The sequence below is a fragment of the Streptomyces sp. NPDC051987 genome (assembly GCF_040680735.1).
Lineage (GTDB): Bacteria > Actinomycetota > Actinomycetes > Streptomycetales > Streptomycetaceae > Streptomyces.
In genome coordinates this window covers 1-2015 of record NZ_JBFAXI010000200.1, presented here as the reverse complement: position 1 = coordinate 2015, position 2015 = coordinate 1, and the positions used below count along the sequence as shown (strand labels likewise).

Annotated in this window: 1 pseudogene; it reads right to left on the bottom strand. The window is 69.8% G+C overall.

Annotation, left to right across the window (positions count from 1 at the left end):
* Positions 1-317: 317 nt before the first annotated feature.
* Positions 318-1634: pseudogene (locus AB0M11_RS41275) on the bottom strand (IS256 family transposase).
* Between the last annotated feature and the right edge of the window lie 381 nt (positions 1635-2015).

The following is a 2015-nucleotide window of genomic DNA, read 5'->3' as shown; positions in this document are numbered from 1 at the left end:
ATCCGCACCAAGGGGCGCGACGAGCGGGCCGCGCTGGTGCACGAGGTCGTGGTGGCGCCGCCCGGTGGGCGCCGGCACCTCGACGGCGCCCCGGGCGGCGGCGGTGACCACGTCGGTGGGCCGGGGCGGCCCGGGGGGGGGGGCGGGGGCGCCGGCGCCGCGGGCCGGGGGGGGCCCGGCCGCCCCGCACGGGGCTGCCGGCGATCTGTCGCCGCACCCACGGAAGTCGCCTGCTGGCGTGGCTGCTGCTCGGTCGGTGAGGATCGGATGCGGGGCGTCGACCGGCGTCGCAAGGGCACTGACCGCACCTGGTCCGGTCACGTCCGCTGGAGTGGTGTATCGACGGCTACTCGGTGATCTCTTCTTTGAGGCTGTGCGGTGAGTTCGGTCGGGAGGACTGTGTCGCCGGTTTCTGACTCGATCGGGTGGAGGCGGGCCTTGGCGAGCAGGTCGAGGCCCATGTAGCGGCGGGCCTCGGTCCACTCGTCGTTCTGCTCGGCCAGGACCGCGCCGACCAGGCGGATCAGGGCGGTGCGGTCGGGGAAGATGCCGACGACGTCGGTGCGACGGCGGATCTCCTTGTTGAGTCGTTCCTGCGGGTTGTTCGACCAGATCTGCCGCCAGATCTCGCGCGGGAACGCGGTGAACGCCAGGACATCGCCCTGGGCGGCGTCCAAGTGGGCTGCGGCTTTGGGGAACTTGGCTTCCAGGTGCCGCATCTGGGCCTGGACGGCGTCGGTGTCGGGCTGTTCGAAAACGGTCCGCAGCAGCGTGGCCACCCACGGCTGGGCCGACTTGGGCACCTGGCTCAGCAGCGCGCGGGCGATGGGGGTGCCCCCGCGGCCGTTCAGGCCGTGGGGGAGGGTACGACATCGCTGCCGGCTCGCGCCGGACAGAGTGGCGCCGATCGCGTTGACCGGACCCATGTGCGCGCCGGAGATGACCAGTTGGACGCCGGACAGGCCGCCGTCTCGATCAGCGAGCGCAGGAAGGCCAGCCAGCCGGCGCCGTCCTCGGCGGTGGCCACGTCCAGGCCGAGAATCTCGCGGTGCCCGTCGGCGTTGACGCCGACCGCGATCGGTGCGTGGACGTTGATGATGCGGCCGCCCTCGCGGACCTTCTGCGTGAGTGCGTCCACCCAGACGAAGGCGTAGGGGCCGGCGTCCAAGGGGGCGGTCACGGAAGGCTGTGACTTGTTCGTCCAGGTGCTTGACCATGGCGCTGACTTGGGACTTCGACAGCTGGGTGACGCCGAGGCTCTCGGCGAGCTTTTCCACTCGGAGGGTCGAGACGCCCAGCAGGTAGGCGGTGGCCACCACGCTGATGAGGGCCTGCTCGGTCCGCCGCCTGCGTTCCAGCAGCCAGTGCGGGAGGTAACTCCCGCTGCGCAGCTTGGGGATGGCCAGTTCGATCGTGTCCGCCCTCGTGTCCCACTCGCGCGGGCGGTAGCCGTTGCGATGGTTGACTCTCTCGTCGCTGACCTGGCCGTATTCGGCATTGCAGAGGGCGTCCGCCTCCGCGGACATGAGTGCGTCGGCGAACGTCTTGACCATCGCGCGCAGCAGATCGGGACTCGCCGCGGCGAGGTTGTCCTCAGCGAGGGCGTGCAGGGGCAGACTGTCGGGTGCGGTCATCGTGCTGATCTCCTTCGGGCTTCGACACCTCGAAGATCAGCCGGTGGCCGTTCATCTATGCGGGTCTCATCCCAAAGCCGGAGCAAACCCCTGGATCAGGTCAAACCCGTACACCACTTCCCTGGACGCAACCCGGGGCGCGGTGTGAGCGGGTGGGCTGCTGGGGTGTGCCGTATCGGCATCGTGGGGGTTTGGTGGGGCGGGTTGTGGGGTTGTTGTGGCGGTTGTCGGTTCTTGGGGGGTGGGTGGGTGTGGCGGTTTTTTGGTCTCTGTTTGCGGCCTTGCTGGGGGTGGCTGGGGGTGTTTGGTTCATGTGGCTATGCGCAGGTGGGGGGTGTGGGTGTGGGTGTGGGTGTGGGTGTGGGTGGGGGTGGTGTGGGT